Below are 21,468 nucleotides of genomic sequence, written 5' to 3'. Positions count from 1 at the left end.
GCGGTGCCAGGCGACGGTGACGCGCCGGTCGTGGTTGACGAGCGTGACCACTTCGGACTGGTGTGCCTCGACCCGGCCGGCCAGCCAGCTGCCGGGTGGCAGGGTCCCGAGGTCCGGCAGCTCCTCGGCGAGCAACGCGGCCTCGGTGCCGGTGATGGTGATGTGCAGGGCGGCGAGCACGTCGGCGATGTGGTTGGCGTAGCTGTTCGCGTCGTTCGCGTCGCCCGCGAAGTGCAGCCCGACGACCTTGCGGTTCTGGTCAACGACCACCGCACCCGAGTCTCCCGGCCCGGCGAACGGGCCGGTGTCGCCCTGTATGTGGATCTGGTTGGTGAACGTGTAGGTCTTGCCGTCCAGATCGATGGACAGGGAGGGGAAGCTGGTGGTGATGATCCTTCCCGACGTGCGGTCGCTGGTCCGGCCGACCTTGAAGACCGGCTGACCGCTGACCGCGGCCGCGGTGCCCGCGACCGCGTTCGACCCGCCGACGGCGAGTTCCCTGACGACGTTGTCGAAGCCGATGCCGCAGTTGCAGCAACAGGAATAGCAGGTGTTGACGCGTGCGATCGCGCAGTCGACCTTTGCGTCCACCTTGTAGTCGGCAATCTTCGCGACCGCGTTCTTCATGCTGACCGGGCGTTTCGGATACCGGTCGTCCACCGTGTCCTCGGTGATCTCCGAGTCCGGCTGGAAAATGCTCTCGCCGTAGGTCGCGCCGTTCGCGGTCGCGACATGCCAGGCGGTCAGCAGGACGGGCTTGCCGTCGGTGACGTGGGTGGCGAAACAGCCGAGCGTGCCCGTCTCGTACTCGACCTCGGTGTGGTCGGCGCTCAACACCTTGATGCCGTTCGTGATCTGTATGCCGCCGGTCAACCCGCGGTACCGGAAGGAGTCGGACGTGAACCTCACCCGCCCGACCTCGCAGACATCGGTGCGCACACCGGAAACCGTCGACGGCACGGGTTCGTGCGACAGGGCGGCCAGTTCCCGCTTCTCGTGGACGTAGGCCTTGACGCACAGCTCGTCGGTGGCGCGGCCGCCGACCTCCTTCAACCCGGTCGCGACATGGTAGACGCCGGGCACGGCGAGCAACCGGTCCCGCGCACCCCCGGCGAGAATTCCCTCGATTCGCCGATTCTCCGCGATGAGTTCTTCGATCGAATCAGGCATCGAATTCCCCCCATGCCACATGCCTCGCAGCAGGATTTCAGTCAGCAGAGCACATCTGCTACCGCTGTCCGGGTGAACACGGAGAACGATTCAATGCCCTTTTGTCCACCCTTTCGGGCGCCTATTCAGTGGGAAAACAACAGGCCGGTCGGCCGCGGATATCTCGCGGCGCGAGTGTCGTGAGTCGCGTATCGCGATGGGTGCCGTACCTGGCCGACAGCGTCCGTGGACAAGCCCCGCCGGTCCCGGAAACCGGCACGCCATGTTCCGTGACCTGCGGCGACGCTGATCGACTAGGCTCGGCGGGTGAGCACCGCGACAGCTACCCTCCCCCGCGGTCTCGTCATCGCGTGGGCCGGGTTGGGGGACGGTGTCACCCGCGCGGTCGCGGTGGAGCACGTCGAGGTCCCGCGGGACCGGGAGGCCGGCTCATGAGGGTGTCCACCTCGGACGGCCTGGTCGTCGGTGACTGGCCGGCGTGGCCGGAGGTCACGGCGGTCCTGGAGGCGGCCGGGGTGGTGCTCGCGTGGGACGTCCTCGCCGGCGACGCCGTGCCGGCCGCGCGGGTGCACGACCCGGCGCGGGCGGCCGGGTGGCTGTGGGAGATCTACGGTTCGGCGGCCGGGGACATCCTCGCCGGCGCGCGGGACGTGACCGTGCCGGCGGCCGGTGACTGGTCGGTCCGGGACGCGTGCCGGACCGTCGCCCAACTGGACTGGGCGCAGGCGTGGTGGCCCGCGTCGGTCGCCGCCGAGGTGCCGGCTCTCGATCCCGTCGTGCTGCGGGCGGAACACGTCCTCGCGCTGTCCGGTGTGGAGCATCTGCTCGACGATCCGGGCGCCGTCGAGCGTGCCCTGGGGTCGGTCGCGTTGCCCACCGACCCCGACCTCGCCGGCCGGCTCTCCGCGCTCGCCGCGGACCACGGCATCGACCTGTCCCCCGCGCCGACGCCGGCGCGGGCGGGCTTCGCGCTCGCGGCGGGTGCCGACACCCGCGGCGGCACCACCGTGCTCACCGGAACGTCCACAGTGGACTGGACGCTCGTGCCCGCCGGTGCGGTGGACGCCGCGGCGCCGGCCGAGTGGGCGGTCGTGCGGCGCGAGGGGGCGACGGTCCTCGACGTGTCGGTCGTGCCGGGGCCTCGGCCGGGCGGCCCGTTGGCGGCCCGGTTCGGCGACGTCGAGGTGACGCTGGGCGAGGCCGACGGGCTGGGCCGTGTCACCGGGTCGGCGCCCGTGCCGGCGTCCGTGCTCACGCTGCCGCCGGACCGGCGCGTGGTCGTGGTGTACGCACCAGGCTTCGCCGTGCCGGCCGCGCCGGCACCCGGAGCAGCCGCGCGGCAGGCCGCGGTCATCGCCTACGCGCGGTTCCGCGTCGGGTCGCCGTCGGCGACGCTGACCGAGCGGACCGCGCGGTGAGGCGCCGCGGCGACACGCGGTCGACCTGCTGACCGAGCCTGCGCGCGGTGCCGGTGACGGCGGCGCGACGAGCGGGTGACGTCAGGGAGACCGGCGTCCACCATCCTTTCCACTACGCGGCGGACCTGGAGGCGCCCGCGTTGTCGATCGGACGGTGAAACCGTGACGCTGTACTACTCCCGAGTGTCGCCCCGCGACGCCGTGCCGGACGTGGAGGCGCATGTGCGTGCGCACCTGTCCGCGGTCGCCGACGGGAACGACAGCCCCACCAGCCGTGCCGGCGAGGTGCGGCTCCGCCATGACGACCACACCGAGGGTGTGCTCGTCACCGGCGAACTGGACGCGGAGCCCGACGCCCCGTACCTGCGCCCGGGGTTCACCCCGGAGCAGGACGTCGAGGCGAACCCGCTGACCGTCGAACCGATCGGGGACCGGCCATGAGCGTCGCGCGGTGCGCGGAGATCAACGCACGGCTCCGCGCCGCCGGGGTCGTGGTGCACGAGATGCCCGGCTGGCAGTCCCGGGGCAACGGCATGTCGTCGGCCTACGAAGGAGGTCTGATCCATCACACCGCCACCCCGTTCGGGATGGCGCTGCCGGGCACGAACGCGGGCCGGCTGCTCGTCGACGGCCGGACGAACCTGAGCGGTCCGCTGTGCAACTACGCCGGCAACGAGGACGGCTCCATCACGGTGATCGCGGCCCATCCGGCCAACCACGCCGGCGCGTCCGGCGGCCGGTCCATGGGGCCGCTGCCGGTGACGACGCTGTTCAACAAACGGGTGCTGGGCCTGGAGATCGTGTACCCGGGCACCAGCCCGATGCGGGACGTCCAGTTCCACGCGGCCGTGACCTGGGCGCGGGCGGTCGCCGGGGTGTTCGGCCGCGGCGAGGTCCAGCGGATCAGGGCGCACGCCGAGACCAGCGTCACCGGCAAGTGGGATCCGGGCGACGCGCCGGGACGAACCATCGACATGACCGCGTTCCGCAACGCGGTGGCGAGCGGACAGGAGAACGACTTGACTCCCGACGAGCACAACTGGCTGAAGTTCGTCCACGACCGGGTGGCGGGGATCCTGCCGCAGCGTTACTTCGTGCCGGACGGTGCGGACCCGAGCGGGCAGGCGGTGCGGGAGGTCGGGCCGGACGCGCCGGGCGCCACCCCGGCGCACGTGCTCGACACCCTGGACGGGAACTTCCTGGCGCGGCACCTGTTCCCCCTGGCCGACGACGCGGCGAAGATCCTCGCCGCGATCAGCGGCCTGCGGGAGGACCACGGGAAGGTGAGGCCGGATCAGGTCAGGCAGCTCGCGGAGGAACTGGCCGCGCGGCTCCCGCGAGACCTGGAGGACGAGTTCACCACCGAGCTGCACGCGGCGTTCGAGCGGGCGGGCCAGAAGTAGAACCAGCCGGAGCAGAACCAGACGTGTGGGGTCCGACCTCGCATACCCGCCCGGGTGTCGTTGTCCTTGGTTCGGACACACGAAATCGGCAGGTCCCGGTCTGCCTGACGGGACCCGCCGATTCGCGGCTATGAAGTCCGGATTACCCGGACGAGATCAGATGGTGGTGACGGCGGTCGCCTGCGGGCCCTTCTGGCCCTGGCCCACGGTGAACTGCACCCGCTGGTTCTCCTCCAGGGACTTGAAGCCGCCGCCCTGGATCTCCGAGTAGTGCACGAACACGTCAGCGGAGCCGTCATCCGGGGCAATGAAGCCGAAGCCCTTTTCGGAGTTGAACCACTTGACTACGCCCTCAGCCATGATATTTACGTCCTCACCAGGTTTGAAGTACGGAGCACCGCTGGCGCGGCGACCCGGGTTGTCTGCAACGGGACCGCTTCCACCAGCCTGGAGAAAACGCGAACGCCCGGAACAATGTTTCGCGAGCGTGTAGACACGAACACAAAACCAACCATCGAACTCAGCATACAACACCCGCGATCACCGCGCTCGCCCCGACCCCGCGGGTCGCGGATCTCACACGCCGACCAGCGGCGCGAGCAGCCAGGAGTCAGCGCCCAGGGGCCGGACACGTCCACCGCGGACAGCTCACCGACCGCGGCGGCCGCGGCGGGTGGGGGGCACCGCGGTCATGGACCGGAGCGACCCCGTGACGGTGCACGACCGCATCGAGGCCGCCGGGCGGATCGTGCGCCCGGCGGACACCCGGGACCGCCGCCGGCACGTGCGGCCGGCCCCCGGGGAAGGCCGCGATGCGACGCGCGGACCAACTTTCCGGTCAGGGTTTGTTATTCACCGATCCCCCGGTATTACCGTCGCCACCGGTTTTCACCCCAACGAGTGAATGAGCTGTTTGCGGCCAGCGGGACCCGTAGGCTTTCCCGATGGGACTTGTGTGGACCTAGTGGATTTGGCAAAGATGGACAGACACATTGGTTTTGTCGTTGATTCGCAGAGCGAGTTCGACGAGTTGGTTCTCCCTTTGTTCGACGAGGGGCTCCGGTCGGGTGAGAAACTGATCGTGTTCGGTTCCGGACCTGGGTCCGACGCGGGCGGGTTCTCGCGTAACGAACAGTGGCAGGTGAACGGCATGGCGGCCGAACTGCGGCGCGAGGTCGCGGCCGCGCGGCACGAGGGTTATCGCGGGGTTCGGGTGCTCGCGGAGATGCACGAGCTCGGCATGACCCCGTTGAGCACACAGGAACTGATCGCCTTCGAGCTCGCCCTCGACCGCACGGTGAAGACCTGCGGCGCGACCATGCTCTGCTCCTACCGGCGACACATGTTCGCCCCCACCGCCGTCGCCGCCGCGATGTCCGCGCACGCGCACAGCTACGGGGCCAACTACGACGACCTCGGTTTCCGCATGTGGAGCGGCGACGGCAACCGGTGGAACGTGCGCGGCGCGATCGAGCTGGGCAATGTCGCCAGTTTCCGCACCGCGCTGCACAGCGCGGTCGACGAGAACACCACTCTGCGGTTGTGTTTCGCGGATCTGCGATTCCTCGACCTGGCGGGGCTGCAGACGCTCGCCGACCTGGTCGAGTCGTTTCCGAAGTTGTCATTGCGGGTGGAGTCGCCACCGCATTCTTTCCGCCGGTGCTGGCAGATGCTGGGTTACGACGAAACCTGCCCCAGAGTGGAGATCACGGGTTGAGCGTCCAACACGAAGCGTACCTTTACCGGGACCTCGCCGAGTTCGTCGCCGCGGCACAACCGTTCGTCGAACAGGGCGTGGCGGCCGACGAAACCGTCCTCGTCGCGGTCCGGGCACCGCAGATCGACGCCCTGCGTTCCGTGCTCGCCTGCCCCGACGACGTCGTGTTCGCCGACATGGTTGAACTCGGCAGGAACCCCACGCGGATCATCGCGACGTGGCGCGAGTTCATCCGGCACAACGTCGAGGCCGGCCGCGGGGTCCGCGGCATCGGCGAACCGATCTGGCCCGGCCGCGGCGCGGCGGAACTGCTGGAATGCCAACGCAACGAGGCGCTGTTGAACGTCGCGTTCGCGGACGGACCCACGTGGCGGCTGATGTGCCCCTACAACGTCACCACGCTCCCGCCCGCCGTGATCGAGGAGGCACTGGCGAGCCACCCCATCATCGCGATGGACGGCGTGCGCACCCCGAACGACCGCTACCAACCGGGTCTGGACCGGCTCGACGGCCCGCTGCCGGTTCCGCCGCCCGGCGCGGTCGAGGTCGCCTTCACCGTGGCCGGCCTCCCGGCCCTGCGGGACGTCGTCGTGACGATGGCCAGCCGGGCGAACCTGCGTCCCGACCGCGCCGCGGAACTGCTGCTCGCGGTCCACGAGGTCGCGGTCAACAGCATCCAGCACGGCGGCGGCGAGGGTCTGCTCCGCGCGTGGCTCGATCAGGACACCGTGGTGTGCGAGGTCACCGACCGCGGCTGGGCGCCCGACCCACTGACCGGCCGCGAACGCCCACCCGCCGCGGCACGCCACGGCCGGGGCCTGTGGCTGGCCAACGAATGGTGCGACCTCGTCCAGTGGCGCTCGTGGACCACGGGCACGTGCGTCCGGCTCCACATGGCGCGACGGGGGCCGGGATGAGGGCGCCCATGGATCGTGCCGGAACGCCGCTAGAGAACTCCGGGAGGCGGAGTGGTGCGGATGGCCACCAGCGCGATGTCGTCCTCCGCGTCCCGGCCGAAGTGCTCCAGGAGGGAGTCGCAGAGGGTCTCCAGGTCCGCGTCGGGCCTGACGTGGTTCTGTATGGCCACCATGCCCCCGTCCACGTTGCGGTTCCTGCGTTCGACGATGCCGTCGGTGACGAGCAGGACGAGCGTGCCCGGCGGCAGCTCGACGTGTGACGCGGGTGGCCTGCGCCAGCCCGCGCCGAGCAGGGGGCCGACCACGTCCAGGTACCGGTTGCCGCCGGCGTCGGAGAGGAGCGGCGGGATGTGCCCGGCGTTGGCGACCTCGGCCGTGCCGGCCGCCAGGTCGACGAGCATCACGCACATCGTCGTGAACCACTCCGGGTGGAACCGGCGCACCAGTGCGTCGAGGCGTTCGAGGATGGTCACCGTGTCGTGGCCCTCGATCGCGTACGCGCGCAGCGCGTGCCGGATCTCACCCATGACCGTCGCGGCCTTGAGGGAGTGCCCCACGACGTCGCCGACCGCGACCAGCACGCGGTCACCCAGCTCGGCCACCTCGTAGAAGTCGCCGCCGATCTCGGCGTCGTGGGTCGCGGGCACGTAGCGGGTCGCGATGCTCAGGCCGGGGACGGTCGGGTTCTCGCCGGGTAGGAGGCTGCGTTGGAGCGTCACGGCCCGGGTGTGTTCCTCCGACCGCACGCGAAGGCCCTCGCACGCGAGGGTGGTGGCCTGCCCCAGCTGCAGGAGCAGCTGGCGCAGCTCGTCCCCCGAGGCATGGGCGGTGTCCACCGCGATGCACACCGGGACGGCGGATGGTTTCGGCCTGCTGACGAACACCGTGGCGCGCCCCTCGCCGTGCCAGTCCACGCTGTCCACTGTCACCACGGCCGGCAGCTGGACCGTGCCGGTGATCTCCTCGACGGCGGGCGGCGGCGCGGGCTCCGTGCCGGCCGTCACCTCACCCGCCGGCGTGCTCGCCGCCCGCACGAGGCCCAGTGGGGTCGAGGTCAGCACGGTGGCCGCCCCACCGAACATCGCCGCCGCGCCCGCCGCCGCCGCCGCGAGCAGCGACTCGAAGGTGGTGGCCGAGTTCAGGGCGTGCGTGGCCCTGGTCAGCTCGGTGAGCCGGGCGGCGAGCCGTTCCGCCACCTCGCGGGCGCGGTAGTACCGCAGCACCGCCTCGATGGTGGCAACCAGCACCCGGGGGTCGACGGGTTCGAGCAGGTAGGCGTCGGCGCCGCCGGTCAGGCCCCGCGCCTCGTCCTCGGGTTCGACGGCGGTCGCGGACACGTGGATCACCGGGACGACCGCGGTCCTCGGGTCGGCCTTGACCTGCGCGCACACGTCCAGGCCGCTCATGTCGGGCAGGTTGACGTCCAGCAGCAGGAGATCGGGACGCTCACCGGTCAGCGACGACAGTGCCTCGGCACCGGTCGACGCCTCGGTGACCCGGTAGCCGACGCGGCGCAGCCAGCTGCTCAGCAGGTAGCGGTTGGCCTCGGCGTCGTCCACCACCAGGATGGTGGCCGGTTCGGTAGGTACTGTCATTGCCGCTCCGACCTCGGTAGGACCATCAACGCCTCGGTGATCGCGTGCCGGAGCGTCTCCACGGACAGTTGCGACTTCGGCAGCAGCGCCGCGCCGAGGCCCGCGCTGGACAGGTCGAGGCCGTCGGGTACCGAGGAGGTCACCACCACGACCGGCAGAGTCCGCAGCTCCGCCTTCTCCCGCAGGACGCCCAGCACCTCGCGGCCGTTCATCCCCGGCATGTACAGGTCGAGGAAGACCATCCCCGGCCGGTGCTCGGCGACCGCGTCGAGGGCCGCCCGGCCGTCGGCGGCGTAGCTCACCGCGTCGCTGAACTCCCCGAGCAGGGAACCGATCCGGTCCCGGAAGCTCTCGTCGTCGTCCACCACGAGCAAGGTCCCGAGGTCCGGGAGGCCGCGGTCCTCGGGGTCGCGGACGGGCAGCCGGAGGGTGGCGGTGGTGCCCTCGCCGGCCTGGCTCTCCAGCACGAGGCCGCCCCCGAGGATCACGGCGAGCCGCCTGGCATAGGGCAGCCCGAGCCCGGTGCCGCCCGCGCGGGTCTGCAGCGGGGAGCGGACCTGGTGGAACTCCTCGAACACGCGCTCGATCTGGTCGTCGGGTATCCCGATCCCGGTGTCGGTGACGGTGAACCGGACGTGCCCGCCGTCCCCGGCCAGTTCGGCACGCAGGCGCACCTCGCCGCACTCGGTGAACTTGAGGCTGTTGGACAGCAGGTTGCGCAGGATGCGCACCAGCATCGTCTCGTCGGTCCACAGCGGGGGCAGCGACGACGGGTCGTCGATGACGAGCGCCACGTCGGCCGACCGGATCGTCGACCGCATGGTGCCCCTCAGGTGACCGAAGACGTCGACGAGGTTCACCGGGACCAGCTGCGGCACCAGCCGGCCGGACTCCGCCTTCGCCGTGTCGAGGAGCTCGTTGACGAGGGCGAGCAGTGTCGTGCCGGAGTCCTCGATGAGCTGGACCTGCCTGCGCTGCTCGTCGGTCAGTGGTTCGGAGCCGGGCGCGGACAGCAGCTGCGCCAGGCCGCGGACGGAGTTGATGGGTGAGCGCAGCTCGTGGCTGATCGTCGACCAGAACCTCGTCTTGGCCTCGTTGACGGCCTTGAGCTGCGTGGACTTCTCGTTCAGCTCCGCGTACAGGGCGACGACACCCCGGTTGGTCTCGTCCAGCTCGTCGGAGAGCTCCTTGTACAGCGCCATGACACCGCGGTTGGTCTCCTCCAGCTCCTCGTTGAGCCGCAACAGCTCCTTGCGCTGGAACTCGACGTTCTCGAGCGTGTCGAGCAGCTCCTGGTTCTGGGCCCGCAGCTCGTCGAGCGGGTCGGCGGCACGACTCTCGGTGAGCCTGGCCCGCAGCCCGGCGATGTCCGAGTCGGAGAGGGGCGGCAGGGTGGCCGGTCGCAGCTTGCGCAGCACGAGCCCGCCGCGGCCGTTCGCGTGGACGGGCTCCGCCGCGTCGAGCAGCCGGCTCGCGGTCGGAAACCCGTTCGGCAGCACCCGTTCGGCCGGCTCACCCTGCCAGGAGAACTCCGCCCGCAGGCTCGTCGCCGGTTCGGTGTCGATGGCGAAGGTCACGACGGCGGTCACGCCCTGGCGGACGAGGTCGCGGCCGATGTCGCTCAGTGCGGCGGCGAGCCGGAGCTGGTCCTGGCGGTCGAGCCCGATCGCCTCGGCGAACTCACGGCCCCGCTGCCGGACGGTGAAGACATCACGTTCGGTGGCACTGGTCATCCGCAGCACGTCGCTCGGCAGGTGGGACGGGGTCATCTGTCCGGCGGCCGGGCGACGAGAACCCCGGCGTCGTCCTTCCGGACGCCCGCGTCACGCAGCAGGGTGGCGGCGATCAGCAGCGGCTCGCGGTTGAACAACCGGATCCGGTCCTCGGGGCTCCAGCGCTCGGTGAGGCCGTCGGAGTGCAGGACCACGGTCGCGCCCTCGGGCAGCGAGTAGTCGAAGGTCTTGATCGTCCTGGCCTGGTAGCCGGCGATGCCGGGGACCGAGACCATGCCGTTCTTCCTGCCGTCGGCGACCACGGTGGCGGCGATGTTGCCGAGTCCGGCGAACCGCACCGCACGTCGTTCGAGGTCCAGGTCGGCCACCGCGACCGCACCGCCGCGGGTGCCGCGCATCGCCGCGTGGACACGGGCGAGGATGTCGCCCGGGCCACCGGAGTGGTCCTCGTGGAACGACCGCACGCCCGCCTGTGCCGCCCACGCGGCCAGCGGTCCGTGCCCGGAGCCGTCACACATCATCAGCCTGATCCGCCCGTTGTCACCGCACACAGCGTAGGCGTCCCCGCAGACCTCCTCCCCGTCGATCGGGAGGGTGATCCCGGCCGCGACCTCGCCGGGCAGCTCGTCCGGTATGCCCCGGCGCCGGTGGAACCGGGCCGCGACCACCGTGCCGGCGCCGGGCTCGGACGACACCGAGCACGTGTCGGCCAGGCGGCTGACCGCGCCCAACCCCACCCCGAGGGTCCCGGTCGACGACCGGCCGTCCCGCATGGCCTGGTCGACGTCCGCCATCCCCGGTCCGCTGTCGACCGCCACGATCTCGACCGCGGCGGCCTCGACGGCTCGGACCGACCGGACGAACACCATCCCCGCGCGCGCGTGCTTGTGGAGGTTGGTGCCGAGCTCCGTCACGGCTATCTCGATCTCCGCGACCCGGGTCTCGCCGAACCCGAGCTCCGTGGCCAGCGCCGCCGCGACCCGGCGGGCCCGCCCGGGGGCGGACACGTCGTCGATCCGGACCACGTCGACGTCCGCCACCACCGGCAGGCAGCACAGGTCGATCACCGGGACCACTTCACGACCGTCACCCGGGTGCCCCGGCCGACCTCGGTGTCCAGCTCGAAGTCGTCGACGAGCCGCTTGGCCCCGCTCAGTCCGAGGCCGAGCCCCTTCCCGCTGCTCCAGCCGTCGGCGAGCGCGAGTGTCGTGTCCGGAATGCCGGGTCCCTCGTCATGGAAGGAGGCACGCACGCCGTTGCGCCTGCCGTCGGTGACCATCTCCACGGTGGCCACCCCGCCCCCGCCGTACACCAGGGTGTTGCGTGCCAACTCGCTCGTGGCGGTGACGAGCTTGGTCTGGTCGACCAGCGACAGCTTCGCCTTGGTCGCGTAGGTCCTGGCGAGCTGGCGGACCCGTACCACGTCGCCGTCGTTGCCGATGGCGATCTCCTCGACCGGGCCCGACGCGGTGGTCATGCGCCGGCCACTGCGGAGCCGGCCTGGCCGTCGTGACGGAGCCCCTCTCGCCTCCCTCGCACGGCGTGCAGGATCTTCATGCCCCGCTCGAGGTCGAGGGCGGTGTGCACCTCGCCGAGCGAGAGGCCGAGCTCCACCAGTGTGATCGCCACCGCGGGACGCATGCCGACCACGACCGTGTCGGCGTCGAACAACCGGGAGATCGAGGCGATCGTGGCGAACATCCGGCCGATGAACGAGTCCACGATCTCCACCGCGGTGATGTCGATGACGACACCGGTCGCGCCGGTGGTGCTGATCTTGTCGGCGAGGTCCTCCTGGAGCGCGATGGCGCTCTGGTCCTGCAGGTCGATCTGGATCGACACCAGCAGGACGTCACCGATGCTGAGGATCGGCACTCGTTCCGTCACGACGCTCCCAACCGGCGTTGTGGTGTCCCACTCACGAGGTCACCGCGCCCGGTCTCCGGACCACCTCGACGCCGTCCCGGAGCAGCGCGTGCCGCAGCGCGTCCGCGAGGGTCGCCTTCGTCATGATGTCGCCGAACTCGATGCCGAGCGCGACGATGGTCTGGGCGATCTGCGGGCGGATGCCGGAGATGACGCACTCCGCGCCCATCAGTCGCGCCGCCATCACGGTCTTGAGCAGGTGCTGGGCGACCTGCGTGTCCACCGCGAACACGCCGGTGATGTCGACGATGGCGTGCTGGGAGCCGGTCTCGACGAGCGCCTCGAGCAGCTTCTCCATCACCACCTGGGTGCGCGCCGAGTCGAGGGTGCCGACCAGCGGCACCGCCAGCACGCCCTCCCACAGCTTCACCACGGGCGTGGTCAGCTCCAGCAGCTGCTCGGACTGCTCCTTGATGATCTCCTCGCGCGCCGCGACGTAGGTCTCGAACGTCCACAGCCCCAGTGCGTCGAGCAGGGCCGAGAACGTCTGCTGAGCACGGAACACCTCAGGGTCGTCGTCGTTCTCGGTGAGCTCGGACACCGCGCGCTTGAGCACGAACACGCTCGACGCCGTCTCCGACGGGGTGAACCCCTGCCGGGCCCGCGCGCGCGACAGGTTCGCGAGCAGCGCCTTGACCTCGGCGTACTCGCCCCTGTCCAAAGTGGATCCGTCGCCGCCCACTACGGGGAGCAACGAGTCGAACAGCTCCCGGAAGTCCTGCTGCAGTTCGGTGGTCGTCACCCTGCCGCGCACGGGGACCGCCGCCAGCTCCACCCACCGCGTGACCAGGCGATCACTGTTCGCCCGCATGCTCTCGGCGAGGCGATGACCGCTCGTCGCGTCCGTCGTCACCCGGTTCCTCCTCGTTAGGGTGTTGCCCGATCGCGGTAACCCTAGCCTGAGGATTTTCGCCGATACACCGACCGGCCAAACCCGCCGCCACCACCGGAGACACGGGTGTGAACACACCGTCGTCGGGTACCCCGCGGTTGATTTCGCGGCTCCAGGTCGGAGCACGCCTGAAACGGACAGGTACCACCGTCGGTCGAGCTGACGACAGGAGCACACGTGAGCCATGGCTCGGACGACACGGTTCTCTTCTCCGGAGACATGTCGGCATCGCGGCTCGGGCCAGCACGGCGACTCCTCAGCGACTGGGCCACGGCACGGGGGCTTGAGGCCGACGTCGTCGACGCGATCGTCCTCAGTGGGTACGAGGCCCTGGCCAACACCGTCGAACACGCCTACCGCGAGCACGGCGGCGGCCCGGTCGAGCTGCGCGCGCGGCTCGACGGGGAACTCGTGACCATCATCGTGCGCGACCACGGGCAGTGGCGGGCCCCCGCGGCGGAACCCACCACCCGGGGTGGGCGCGGCCTCGTGTTGATCCGCAGACTCGGCACCGACGCCGACGTGCGCCACACCCCCGACGGCACGATCGTCCGGATGACCTGGCGGCTGCCCTTCACCTGATTCGCCTTCGCCGTGAAACGGTCGGCTGCCGTCGGCCCACCGGGTGGCACCGCTCTTGCGCCGGCGTTCCCGCCGGCCCGCGGAAACCTTCCAGGGGTGCCCGGCACCGCCGTTCGGGCGGCGGCCGCCACGCGGCGGCGTCGGCCGCGTCGGGCCTTCTCGTCTCGAGCTGAACATTGTTGGGACACAGGCAAATCTCGAAGACGGGACCTGTGACTGGCGTCACGGACGGGCCGCCTATCATGGCGCCGTCCACTCGCGCTCTCTCCCCGAGATCATCGCTCTCGAAAGGGGATCAACACCCATGCCCGAGATCATCAACTCCCTGTTCGGCCGCGGCAGGTACGGCTCAGCGGACTCCGGTGAGCCCGCCGCCACCCCGACCGACAGCACCCAGCCCGAAGCCGCCGGCGTGGCCGTCATCGACGAACCCGTTGCCACTGAAGCAATCGACGCCGACCCGACCGAGGCCACGGCGACGGACCCCACGGACGACGCCGCCTCTGAGGACGCCACCACGGCCGACGACGCCACGGCTGAGGACGACGCCGAGACCACTGACGCCGAAGCGGAGCCCACCGACCTCGACCCCGCCCACACCGAGGACGGTGACGACGCGGAGGCCGAGGCCGACGCCGAGGACAGTGAAGACACCGACGACGAGGCCGACGAGTCGAACGGCGTCGCCGAACTGGACGACGCCGAAGAGTCCGACGACGCCGCCCTGTTGGACGACGCCGCCGAACTGGACGACGCCGCCGACGACGCCGACGCCGCCGACGACGACGCGGATGACACCGACGACGCGGATGACGCGGATGACGCCATCGAGCCGGAGGTTGCCGCCGAGCCGGAGGATGCCGCCGATCAGGCTGACACCGACGACGTCGGGGACGAAGCCGCGATCGAGACCGCTGACGACGAGTCGGTCGCCGAAGACGCCGATGCCACAGAGGAAGCCGCTCCCGAGGCGGCCGCCGAAGATGACACGAGCGTGGAGGGCATCGAGCCGGTGGCCGCCGAAGCCGATGACACGCCTGCCGCGGACGACGCCGACACCGACGCCACCGACGCAGACGGCACCGACGCAGACGGCACCGACACGGATGACACCGACACGGATGACACCGACACGGATGACGTTGCCGGGGTCGACACCGACCCGGCCGACGCCGCTGCCGACGCGAACGCCGTCGCCGTCGACACCGACGCGGACACCGACGCGGACACCGTCGATGCGGACGAGGCTGCGGTCGACGCGGACGAGGTCGAGCCGGTCGTCGTGCCGGTGACGGTCGGGACGCGTGCGGCCGCGGGCGCTCGCGGGAACGTCACGGTGGGCGAAGGGGTCGTCGCGAAGGTCGTGAACATCGTCATCAGCAAGGTCGACGGTGTGTACGGGCTTGCCGACGACGGCATCGCGGCCGACGTGGCCGACGGGGTCGCCACGATCAACATCTCGTTGGTCCTCGAGTACGGGCACGCGATCAAGGCGCTGGCCGAGCAGATCCGGACCGGCGTGATCGAGGCCGTCGAGCAGTTCCTCGGTCTCGATGTCGCGGCGGTGGACGTCCACGTCAGCGACATCCACCTGCCGGTCACCGTCTGACCGACACCGACACCGACAGCGAAACCGACGCGGGCTCGGTCCCGGGTGCGCAACGCACCCGGGACCGAACCGCGACGACTCGCCACCTCACAACCCTTCTCACGACGACTCGCCGCTTCACACCCCTCGTCGCCACACCCCCTTCTTCGGCCCGATGCGGCCCTCCCCTCTTCCAGCCGCGAGGCTCACGGCGGGTGTGCACCTCGCACCTCGCGTCCGCGCGCCGCGCATCCGCGCGCCGATGAACCGAGCCACCACGCGTGCCGACCCCAGGTGACCGCCTGGCACGTCCCCTCATACGGACCGCACGCCATCCGATGCGGCGCGTTCTCCAACAAAATCCCCCGGCGATGTCGAGATCGGCGTTCCTGCTTCGACGCTCTGGCGAGGACAGAAAGGAACGCCCCACGATGACCGCATCCCGGACGGCCGGCCACCGGCTCGCACGCGTCCACCACCTCGGCGTCCGCGCCGCCGGCGACGCCCTCGGCGACGCCGGCGACGCCCAGGTCGTCGCGCACCCGACTTTCCCCAGGAGGACCTCATGACCGTCGCCTCGGCACCGGACCGGGTCCGGAGTCCGCGGGTCGCGCTCGCGCTCCTGGCGTTGCCGTCGCTGCTCATCGCGATCGACATCAGCGTGCTGAACGTCGCGTTGCCGCGGATGACGGCCGACCTGCACCCGACGCCGACCGAGCTGCTGTGGATGAACGACATCTACGGCTTCATGGTCGGCGGCACGATGGTCACGATGGGCACGGTCGGCGACCGGATCGGCCGGCGACGCCTGATCGTCCTCTGTGCCGCGGTGTTCGCGGTGGCGTCGGCGGTCGCGGCGTTCGCCGTCGCGCCGTGGATGATCATTCTGACGCGTGCGGTCATGGGGGTCGCCGGGGCCGCGATCATGCCGGCCTCGATGGCCCTGATCGGGCGCATCTACCCCGATCCGAAGGCGTCGGTGTCCGCGATGGGCGCCTATATGACCTGCTTCCTGTCCGGTATGGCGGTGGCGCCGCTGATCGGCGGCGTGCTGGTCGAGCACTGGTGGTGGGGGTCGGTGTTCCTCATGGGCGTGCCCGTGATGGTGCTGACGGTGCTCGCGGCGCCGCGGGTGCTGCCCGAGTTCCGCGCGGAGAGTCCCGGCCGTCCCGACGTCCGCAGTGCCGTGCTGTGCCTCGCGTCGATCCTGCTGGTGGTGTACGCGCTGAAGTCGATCGTCAACAACGGCTGGACCTGGCCGGCGATCGCGAGCGCGGTGCTCGGGGCCGGGCTGGGCGTCCTGTTCGTGCGGCGGCAGAACCAGCTGGCGCACCCGCTCGTCGACCTGGGACTGCTGCGTTCTCCCGGGGTGGCCCGGACCATGTGGGTGCTGCTGCTGACGGCGCTGGTGATGGGTGGGACGTCGATCTTCGTCTCGTTCTACCTGCAGTCCGTGCAGGGCCTGACGCCACTCGAGTCGGCGATGTGTTTGCTGCCGCAGATGATCGCGATGATCATCGCGGCCAACCTCGGGCCGTGGCTCGGCCGCAAGGTCCCGCCGGCGCGGATCGTCGCCGTCTGCATGGTCGTGATGACGGCCGGGTTCACCATGTTCGCGCTGGTTCCCGACGGGCTCGCGGGCCTGCTGGTACTGGTCGGTGGCTCGGTGCTGACGACCGGCGGCATCGGGGCCGCGTTCCCATTCCTGATGAACGACGTGATCTCCCACGCGCCGGAGGAACGCGCCGGCTCCGCCGCGTCGTTCGCCCAGACCGCCAACGAGATCGGCATCGCGATGGGGCTGGTCATCCTCGGCAGCGTCGGCACCGTGTTCTACCGCACGCGGCTCACCACCGACACGGGCCATGCGGACGGGTCCTGGGTGGACGGCTTCGACGCGGCCGCCGCACACCGGGACGGCGCGCTGCTCGGCCACGTCCAGCAGGCGTTCACCTCCGGGTTCCACGCCGCCGCACTGACCAGCGTCGCGGTCATGGCCGTCGTGGTGTTCGTGACGTTCCGTGCCCTGACCAGGGGGCAGGGCACGGGGTGACACCGTGGGTGGCGGGCCGCACCGGCCCGCCACCCCCGCGTGGTGCCGGCCTCACAACTCGGTGTGTGCGAACGCGGGACTCGCTATGTCTGAACGCGGGACTCGCGCCGGGGTGGGACGGCGGCGCAGGTTCGGCGCCAGCAGCGCGGGTGGCTGGTAGGCCTGGTCGAGCGTGCCGACGTCCGTGCCCGGCGGGACGATCTCGTCGATGCGGTCGAGGACGTCGTCGGAGAGGGCGACGTCGACGCCGGCCAGCAGGTCGTCCAGCTGTTCCCCGGTGCGGGCTCCGAGCAGGGCACTGGTCACGCCGGGGTGCGCGATGGTGAACGCCATGGCGAGGTGGGTCATCGGGATGCCCGCCTCCCCGGCGAGCGCGATCAGCCGCTCGACGACATCGAGGCGGCGTTCGTCGTTGAGGTGCCTGAAGAAGCGTGCACGGCTCAGGTCGTTCCCGCCGCCCTTGCGCACGCGGCCGGTGAGCAGGCCCTGCCCGAGCGGCCCCCACACCATCGTGCCCAGGCCGAGGCGCTGCGCGACGGGCAGCACCTCACGTTCGATCCCGCGGTTGAGCATCGAGTAGACCGGCTGTTCGGTGCGAAACCGTTCCAGGCCACGGCGTTCGGCCACCCACCAGGCGTCGACGATGTCCGACGCCATCATCCCGGACGCGCCGATCGCCCGCACCTTGCCGCTGTGGACCAGGTCGGAGAGCGCCGAGAGCGTCTCCTCGATGTCGGTGGCCAGGTCGGGGCGGTGGATCTGGTAGAGGTCGATGTGGTCGGTCCGCAGCCGCCGCAACGAGTTCTCGACCGCCGTCATGATCCACCGCCGGGACCCGCCCTGCTGGTTGGGGTCGTCGCCCATCGGGCGGCTGAACTTCGTCGCGAGCACGACGTTCTCCCGCCGGCCCCGCAGGGCCTCGCCGACGACCTCCTCCGAGTCGCCGTACGCGTCGGCGGTGTCGACGAGGTTGATCCCCGCGTCGAGTGCCTTGTGGATGACCCGGATCGAGTCGCCGGGGTCGGCGTTGCCGACGGACGTGGCGAACATCAGCGCGCCGAGCGCGTACGGGCTCACCTTGATGCCGGTCCGGCCGAGGGTGCGGTACTGCATGACGGGCTCCTGCCGTATGGTGGAGACTAAGTGGAAAGCTATTCCGGAACTATACGGAAAGGCTTTCCGGTTAGGCAAGCGGCGGAGGGACGGCTGTGACGGAAAGCTCGCGCCAGCGGCGCGCCGACGCGCGACGCAACCTCGAGTCCCTGCTGGAGGCCGCGAAGGCCGTCTTCGCCACGTCCGGGGTGGACGCCCCGGCCAAGGAGATCACCGACCGGGCGGGGGTCGGGGTGGGCACGCTCTACCGGCATTTCCCGCAGCGCTCGGACCTGGTCCTCGCCGTGCTGGAGCGGGAGATCGACGCGTGCGCCGAGGCGGGCCCGGCGCTGTCCGCCACCAACCCGCCCGCGGCGGCACTCGTGAAGTGGATCCAGCGCTACACCGAGCTGGTGGCGACCAAGACGGGTCTCGCGTCCGCCCTGCAGTCGGGCGACGCCGCGCACCAGGCGCTGCGCACCTACGTCCACCAGCGCATGGTGCCCATGCTCGACACGATGATCGAGGCCGCGACCGCGGCCGGCGAGCTCCGCGCCGGCGTCGGCGCCACGGACCTCCTGCACGCGGTGGCTCTGCTGTGTCATCCGATCCCGGGCGAGCGGCCCGACTACGGCCGGCACCTGGTCGAGATCTTCGTCGACGGTCTGCGGCACCGCACAGGCTGACCGTGCGAGGACCGCGTGGACAGGTGGAATTCACCGGCGGGTCACCGCGCGAACAGGCCGGTGGCCGGGCGCGAAGCACCCGGCCACCGGCATCTCCGTGTCAGGACCTCAGCTGGTCGACACGTCGTCGATCAGGAAGTTGGTCGCCAGGCCGGCGTCCTCCGTCCCGGTCCACTTCAGCACGACCGACTGGCCCGCGAAGGCCGCCAGGCTGGACGACCGCAGGACGTACCCGGACCCGGAGTCCAGGTTGGAGAACGTCGCCAGGGTCGTGCCGTTGGCGGTCAGGGTGAGCGTGTCGAAGGCCGACGATGGTTCGTCGTCCGTGTCGATCCACAGGTAGTAGTTCAGCGTCGCGCTGCAGCCGGACGGGACGGTGATGGTCTGCTGCAGCGTGTCGGTGTGGGTGCTGCCGTAGCCGTCGAGCCACGCGAATCGGGTGCCCGCGTGCGCGTTGCTGCTGCCCGAGCTGATCACGCCGGAGGTCGCCGACCATCCGGTGCTGCCGCTCTCGAACCCGCCGTTGGCGATCAGGTTCTGGCCACAGGTGCCACCACCGCCGCTGACCGTGAACGTGAACTGGGTCGACCCGGTCTTCGCCGGGCTCGAGCTGTCGGTCACGTTGACGGTCGTGCTGAACGTGCCGCCCGCGGTCGGGGTGCCGGACACCTGGCCGCTCGTCGCGTTGATCGAGACGCCCGGGGGCAGCCCGGTCGCCGAGAAGCCGTACGGCGAGGTGCCGCCGCTCGCGGTGATCGTGAAGGCGGTGATCGCGGTGCCCACCGTGCCGGTCTTGTTGCCCGGGTTGCCGACGGTGAGGCCACCGCTCGCCGAGCAGGTCGGGTCGGCCGACTGCGCCGGCACGCTCACCGCGTCCCACGCCTTCTTCGTGGCGTTGAACAGACCACAGGTGGCGTCGAGGTTCTTCGCCGCGGTCAGCGTCCAGGTGCGGTACTTGAGGTAGGAGCTGCTGGAGGTCTTCATCAGCATCGCGCCGTACATGATCTTGATGGCGTTCTGGATGCCGACGCCGGTGACGGTGCTGCTGTTGCAGGTCGGGCTGGTGGGCTGGCCGTTGGTCGGGCTGGTGCCCTCGGCGAGCAGGTAGAACCAGTGGTTGCCCGGACCCGCCGCCGCGTGCACCTCGGAGCCGGGGGTCGAGCTCGAGTAGCAGTTCGCGTGGCCGGCGAGCGACGGGTTGTACATGTAGCGGATCGGGCCGTTGCCGGTCAGGTTGACCTGCTCGCCGACGGTGAAGTCCGGGGTGTCCCTGGTGGACTCGTTGGCGTACCACTCACTGGCCGCGCCGAAGGTGTCGGCGACGAACTCCTGGGTGCCGCCGTTCGAGATGCCACCGGGGGTGTGGTCGTCGATGCCGTGGCCCTGCTCGTGGGAGATCACGTCGATGGCGCCGATCCAGCCGCCGGCCTGGTTGTGGCCGATCTGGATCTGGCTGCCGTCGTAGAAGGCGTTTAGGTCGTTCAGGCCGACCCGGATCGGCCACGCGCCGCCCGCGCCGTCCGGCCCGTTGCGACCGAGCCAGCTGGCGAGCATCGCGTTCTCGGTCTGCGAACCGAAGTACGCGTCGACGCAGCCGGTCTCCCGGTCGCTCGCGGTGCCGTTGCCCCAGGAGTCGTCCGTGCCGGAGTAGACGGTGTTGCCGGACGCGTTCTGGCAGCTGAGGTTGGTGATGCTCGGGTCACGCAGGGAGAAGGTGGACCCGGAGTGGGTGGTGTTCAGGGTGACGGGGTTGGCGTTCCACGCGCTGGTGCCCGTGCCGTGCATGACGTGCTCGCGGGTCTCGAGCACCTTGCCGCTCCGCGCGTCGACGACCACGGAGAGCTTGCTGTAGCCCTCGCTGCCGGTGCCGGTGACCGTGGTCTGGTAGGCGAGAGCCGGCGTGCCGTGGGCGTAGACGACGAGCTGGGTGCCGGTCACCGAGGTGACGGATTTCAGCTCCTGGCCGGCGGTCGTCTCGGCCTGCTTCGCGGTGACGGCCGGGGTGGTCGAGGCGAGGTCGATGGTCTGGTCCTGGGCCACCGAGGTGTCCATGACCTGGCCCGAGGAGTTGGTGACGACCACGAAGTCGCCGCCCACCACGGGAAGTCCCTTGTAGGTGCGGTCGAACGGCACGTACTGGGTGCCCTTGAAGTCGACCACGGAGTGCTGGGTGAACGCCTCGCTCGCGCTCGCGTGGAGCGCGGCGGGCTTGGCCGCCACGAAGGCCGACGCGGCGCTGGCGGCGAGTGACTGCGCATCCGGTGTGGCGCCCGGTGTGGGTTGTGCTTGTGCCGCGGACGTTGCGACCCCCGCGGCGAGTACGCCGACGGAGGCCATGACGACAACACGTCTCAGAAACATGTACGGAACTCCTCTGTGCAGGGCGCAGCGCCCCCGAGCCCTCGACGGGGGTCCACTGCGTGAAGAGGTGATCTGGTTCGCGCGAACCAGCTCAAGAATCAAGTGCGGGTCAGTGCCGCACAAGGACCGTTTGTCGTCAACGTATAAACAGATAATGGGTATGACCGCTTTGTCCCGAACTCACCATGACGCCGACCCCGAATACTGGTAAAAACCCGTGCGGCGCAACGGATCGGTGGTCAAACGCGGAAAAGCGGCGGAATGTGTCGCTGCCGCCCGGCGACGTCGCCAGTGGACCGGACAAATCACCCGGCGCCGTCGCATGAGGACGGTCC

The 21,468-nt window shown here is 70.5% G+C and carries 21 protein-coding genes; 11 read left to right on the top strand and 10 right to left on the bottom strand.

What is annotated here, in order from left to right:
• Positions 1-1,170, bottom strand: a 1,170-nt coding sequence (locus VET29_RS38720; RefSeq protein ID WP_324930558.1) for a hypothetical protein, incomplete at its 3' end; no start/stop codon positions are given.
• Positions 1,171-1,476: 306 nt separating this feature from the next.
• Between VET29_RS38720 and VET29_RS38715 the strand changes: the two genes are divergently transcribed.
• The 4 genes from VET29_RS38715 to VET29_RS38700 all read left to right on the top strand — a co-directional run bounded on the left by VET29_RS38715 (position 1,477) and on the right by VET29_RS38700 (position 3,991).
• Positions 1,477-1,605 (top strand): hypothetical protein, encoded by a 129-nt coding sequence (locus VET29_RS38715; protein ID WP_324930556.1) that lies wholly within the window; start codon positions 1,477-1,479, stop codon positions 1,603-1,605.
• On the top strand, positions 1,602-2,588 hold the full coding sequence (locus VET29_RS38710) for a hypothetical protein (protein ID WP_324930553.1): 987 nt from the start codon (positions 1,602-1,604) through the stop codon (positions 2,586-2,588). Before VET29_RS38715 ends, VET29_RS38710 begins: the two co-directional genes overlap by 4 nt.
• 162 nt (positions 2,589-2,750) lie before the next feature.
• Positions 2,751-3,029, top strand: coding sequence for a hypothetical protein (locus VET29_RS38705; protein ID WP_324930550.1), 279 nt, complete (start codon positions 2,751-2,753; stop codon positions 3,027-3,029).
• Positions 3,026-3,991, top strand: a complete 966-nt coding sequence (locus VET29_RS38700) for an N-acetylmuramoyl-L-alanine amidase (protein WP_324930547.1) — start codon at positions 3,026-3,028, stop codon at positions 3,989-3,991. Before VET29_RS38705 ends, VET29_RS38700 begins: the two co-directional genes overlap by 4 nt.
• A gap of 156 nt (positions 3,992-4,147) precedes the next feature.
• Here VET29_RS38700 and VET29_RS38695 read toward each other — a convergent pair whose 3' ends face one another.
• On the bottom strand, positions 4,148-4,351 hold the full coding sequence (locus VET29_RS38695; protein WP_324930544.1) for a cold-shock protein: 204 nt from the start codon (positions 4,349-4,351) through the stop codon (positions 4,148-4,150).
• Positions 4,352-4,895: 544 nt separating this feature from the next.
• On the opposite strand from VET29_RS38695, the gene VET29_RS38690 reads away from it, so the two are divergent.
• Both VET29_RS38690 and VET29_RS38685 read left to right on the top strand, forming a co-directional pair.
• On the top strand, positions 4,896-5,708 hold the full coding sequence (locus tag VET29_RS38690; protein WP_324930541.1) for an MEDS domain-containing protein: 813 nt from the start codon (positions 4,896-4,898) through the stop codon (positions 5,706-5,708).
• Positions 5,705-6,625 carry a sensor histidine kinase gene (locus tag VET29_RS38685; protein WP_324930538.1) on the top strand — a complete coding sequence of 307 codons (921 nt, stop codon included), beginning with the start codon at positions 5,705-5,707 and terminating at the stop codon, positions 6,623-6,625. The genes VET29_RS38690 and VET29_RS38685 overlap by 4 nt, the downstream gene beginning before the upstream one ends.
• Before the next feature lie 29 nt (positions 6,626-6,654).
• Here the strand turns inward: VET29_RS38685 and VET29_RS38680 are convergent, their stop codons facing one another.
• The 6 genes from VET29_RS38680 to VET29_RS38655 are packed head-to-tail and all read right to left on the bottom strand — an operon-like array spanning position 6,655 to position 12,732.
• On the bottom strand, positions 6,655-8,220 hold the full coding sequence (locus VET29_RS38680) for a fused response regulator/phosphatase (protein ID WP_324930535.1): 1,566 nt from the start codon (positions 8,218-8,220) through the stop codon (positions 6,655-6,657).
• Positions 8,217-9,989 (bottom strand): hybrid sensor histidine kinase/response regulator, encoded by a 1,773-nt coding sequence (locus VET29_RS38675; RefSeq protein WP_324930533.1) that lies wholly within the window; start codon positions 9,987-9,989, stop codon positions 8,217-8,219. The genes VET29_RS38680 and VET29_RS38675 overlap by 4 nt, the downstream gene beginning before the upstream one ends.
• Entirely contained in the window at positions 9,986-11,029 is a 1,044-nt protein-coding gene (locus tag VET29_RS38670; RefSeq protein WP_324930530.1) for an ATP-binding SpoIIE family protein phosphatase, read from the bottom strand. The genes VET29_RS38675 and VET29_RS38670 overlap by 4 nt, the downstream gene beginning before the upstream one ends.
• Positions 11,017-11,430 (bottom strand): ATP-binding protein, encoded by a 414-nt coding sequence (locus VET29_RS38665; protein ID WP_324930527.1) that lies wholly within the window; start codon positions 11,428-11,430, stop codon positions 11,017-11,019. Before VET29_RS38665 ends, VET29_RS38670 begins: the two co-directional genes overlap by 13 nt.
• Positions 11,427-11,840, bottom strand: coding sequence for an STAS domain-containing protein (locus VET29_RS38660; RefSeq protein ID WP_324930524.1), 414 nt, complete (start codon positions 11,838-11,840; stop codon positions 11,427-11,429). Before VET29_RS38660 ends, VET29_RS38665 begins: the two co-directional genes overlap by 4 nt.
• A gap of 31 nt (positions 11,841-11,871) precedes the next feature.
• On the bottom strand, positions 11,872-12,732 hold the full coding sequence (locus VET29_RS38655; protein WP_324930521.1) for an STAS domain-containing protein: 861 nt from the start codon (positions 12,730-12,732) through the stop codon (positions 11,872-11,874).
• Between the two features lie 216 nt (positions 12,733-12,948).
• Here VET29_RS38655 and VET29_RS38650 point away from each other — a divergent pair, with 216 nt between their 5' ends.
• The 4 genes from VET29_RS38650 (at position 12,949) to VET29_RS38635 (ending at position 16,994) form a co-directional block, all read left to right on the top strand.
• Positions 12,949-13,353: an ATP-binding protein gene (locus VET29_RS38650; protein WP_324930517.1), complete on the top strand. Its 405-nt coding sequence runs from the start codon at positions 12,949-12,951 to the stop codon at positions 13,351-13,353.
• A gap of 304 nt (positions 13,354-13,657) precedes the next feature.
• Complete coding sequence (locus VET29_RS38645; RefSeq protein WP_324930513.1) at positions 13,658-14,962, top strand: Asp23/Gls24 family envelope stress response protein; 1,305 nt, start codon at positions 13,658-13,660, stop codon at positions 14,960-14,962.
• 410 nt (positions 14,963-15,372) lie between these two features.
• Complete coding sequence (locus VET29_RS38640; RefSeq protein ID WP_324930510.1) at positions 15,373-15,510, top strand: hypothetical protein; 138 nt, start codon at positions 15,373-15,375, stop codon at positions 15,508-15,510.
• Positions 15,507-16,994, top strand: a complete 1,488-nt coding sequence (locus VET29_RS38635; RefSeq protein WP_324930507.1) for an MFS transporter — start codon at positions 15,507-15,509, stop codon at positions 16,992-16,994. The genes VET29_RS38640 and VET29_RS38635 overlap by 4 nt, the downstream gene beginning before the upstream one ends.
• A 51-nt stretch (positions 16,995-17,045) precedes the next feature.
• Here the strand turns inward: VET29_RS38635 and VET29_RS38630 are convergent, their stop codons facing one another.
• On the bottom strand, positions 17,046-18,107 hold the full coding sequence (locus VET29_RS38630) for an aldo/keto reductase (RefSeq protein ID WP_324930504.1): 1,062 nt from the start codon (positions 18,105-18,107) through the stop codon (positions 17,046-17,048).
• Between the two features lie 95 nt (positions 18,108-18,202).
• On the opposite strand from VET29_RS38630, the gene VET29_RS38625 reads away from it, so the two are divergent.
• Positions 18,203-18,772: a TetR/AcrR family transcriptional regulator gene (locus VET29_RS38625; protein WP_324930501.1), complete on the top strand. Its 570-nt coding sequence runs from the start codon at positions 18,203-18,205 to the stop codon at positions 18,770-18,772.
• Between the two features lie 108 nt (positions 18,773-18,880).
• Here the strand turns inward: VET29_RS38625 and VET29_RS38620 are convergent, their stop codons facing one another.
• Positions 18,881-21,133, bottom strand: coding sequence for a M4 family metallopeptidase (locus VET29_RS38620; protein ID WP_324930498.1), 2,253 nt, complete (start codon positions 21,131-21,133; stop codon positions 18,881-18,883).
• Between the last annotated feature and the right edge of the window lie 335 nt (positions 21,134-21,468).

The sequence above is a fragment of the Actinophytocola sp. genome, assembly GCF_035634895.1.
In the GTDB taxonomy this organism is placed as follows: domain Bacteria; phylum Actinomycetota; class Actinomycetes; order Mycobacteriales; family Pseudonocardiaceae; genus Actinophytocola.
Note: the sequence above shows the minus strand (reverse complement) of the source record. Positions and strands in the feature narration are given on the sequence as shown.

What these genes read in the sequence shown, in the direction of transcription:
- VET29_RS38645 (WP_324930513.1), top strand. Translation starts at nt 13,658, where the DNA reads ATGCCCGAGATCATCAACTCCCTGTTCGGCCGCGGCAGGTACGGCTCA.
- VET29_RS38680 (WP_324930535.1), bottom strand. Translation starts at nt 8,220, where the DNA reads ATGACAGTACCTACCGAACCGGCCACCATCCTGGTGGTGGACGACGCC.
- VET29_RS38620 (WP_324930498.1), bottom strand. Translation starts at nt 21,133, where the DNA reads ATGTTTCTGAGACGTGTTGTCGTCATGGCCTCCGTCGGCGTACTCGCC.
- VET29_RS38635 (WP_324930507.1), top strand. Translation starts at nt 15,507, where the DNA reads ATGACCGTCGCCTCGGCACCGGACCGGGTCCGGAGTCCGCGGGTCGCG.
- VET29_RS38695 (WP_324930544.1), bottom strand. Translation starts at nt 4,351, where the DNA reads ATGGCTGAGGGCGTAGTCAAGTGGTTCAACTCCGAAAAGGGCTTCGGC.
- VET29_RS38640 (WP_324930510.1), top strand. Translation starts at nt 15,373, where the DNA reads ATGACCGCATCCCGGACGGCCGGCCACCGGCTCGCACGCGTCCACCAC.
- VET29_RS38675 (WP_324930533.1), bottom strand. Translation starts at nt 9,989, where the DNA reads ATGACCCCGTCCCACCTGCCGAGCGACGTGCTGCGGATGACCAGTGCC.
- VET29_RS38665 (WP_324930527.1), bottom strand. Translation starts at nt 11,430, where the DNA reads ATGACCACCGCGTCGGGCCCGGTCGAGGAGATCGCCATCGGCAACGAC.
- VET29_RS38630 (WP_324930504.1), bottom strand. Translation starts at nt 18,107, where the DNA reads ATGCAGTACCGCACCCTCGGCCGGACCGGCATCAAGGTGAGCCCGTAC.
- VET29_RS38690 (WP_324930541.1), top strand. Translation starts at nt 4,896, where the DNA reads ATGAGCTGTTTGCGGCCAGCGGGACCCGTAGGCTTTCCCGATGGGACT.
- VET29_RS38710 (WP_324930553.1), top strand. Translation starts at nt 1,602, where the DNA reads ATGAGGGTGTCCACCTCGGACGGCCTGGTCGTCGGTGACTGGCCGGCG.
- VET29_RS38700 (WP_324930547.1), top strand. Translation starts at nt 3,026, where the DNA reads ATGAGCGTCGCGCGGTGCGCGGAGATCAACGCACGGCTCCGCGCCGCC.